2 protein-coding genes are annotated in these 1057 nt (G+C 74.8%); both read right to left on the bottom strand.

What is annotated here, in order from left to right:
* Positions 1-355 (bottom strand): ATP-binding cassette domain-containing protein (locus tag B8460_RS13965; protein ID WP_048862221.1); only part of this gene is annotated, 355 nt, incomplete at its 3' end.
* The coding region (locus B8460_RS13970) for an ABC transporter permease (RefSeq protein ID WP_048862222.1) at positions 352-1057 on the bottom strand (706 nt) is incomplete at its 5' end. The genes B8460_RS13965 and B8460_RS13970, both read right to left, overlap by 4 nt.

The raw sequence follows: 1057 nt of genomic DNA on the forward strand, positions 1-1057 counted from the left end.
GATGCAGACGCCACGTCTCGGCGATCTGCGCGCCGATGCGGCGGACCGGATTGAGGGCGGCGCGCGCATCCTGCGCCACGAGGCCGATGCCGCCGCCGCGCAGCCGCGTCAGCGCCGCGTCGCGCGCGCCGAGCAGATCGGTGCCGTCGAACGACATCTCCTTCGCGCGCAAGGTCGCCCCCTCCGGCAGCAGGCGCAGCAGCGCGCGGGCGAGCGTGGACTTGCCCGATCCGCTTTCACCGACGATGCCGAGCGTCTCGCGCCCCAGCGTGAAGCTGACGTCGCGCACCGCCGCGACCGGGCCGGCGGGGCCGGGATAGGCGACGTCCAGCGCCTGTACCGCCAGCAGGGTCACGTCTGGCGCGGATCGAGCGCGTCGCGCAGCCCGTCCCCCAGCAGGTTGAAGGCGAGCGAGGCGACGAATATGGCCGCGCCCGGGATCGCCGGCAGCCACCAGTGATCGAGGATGTGGTCGCGGGCGGTGGCGATCATCGCCCCCCATTCCGGCAGCGGCGGCTGCGCCCCCATGCCGAGGAAGCCGAGGCCGGCGGCGGTCAGGATGATGCCGCTCATGTCCAGGCTGGTGCGCACCACGATCGCCGGCAGGCACAGCGGCAGCACGTGGCGCAGCACGATGCGGCCGGCGCGCGCGCCCATCAGGCGCACCGCCTGCACGTGCTCGGCCGTGCGCAGCGCCAGCGCGTCGGCCCGCGCGATGCGCGCATAGGGCGGCCACGCGGTCAGGGCGATGGCGATCGCGGCGCTGGTGACCCCCGGACGCAGGGCCGCGACGAAGGCGAGCGCCAGGATCAGGCGCGGAAAGGCGAGGAAAATGTCGGTGACCCGCATCAGCAGCAGGTCGGCGAGCCCGCCCGTATAGCCGGCGACGCAGCCGATCAGCAGCCCGACCGGCGCCACCGCCAGCGTCACGGCGGCGACGAGGCCGAGCGTCACCCGCCCGCCCCAGATCAGGCGCGACAGCACGTCCCGCCCCAGCCCGTCGGTGCCGAGCCAGTGCGCCGCCGACGGCGGCGCGAGTCGATGCGGCAGGTCGATC

Origin of the sequence: Acidisphaera rubrifaciens HS-AP3, from assembly GCF_000964365.1 — a bacterium.
GTDB lineage: Bacteria > Pseudomonadota > Alphaproteobacteria > Acetobacterales > Acetobacteraceae > Acidisphaera > Acidisphaera rubrifaciens.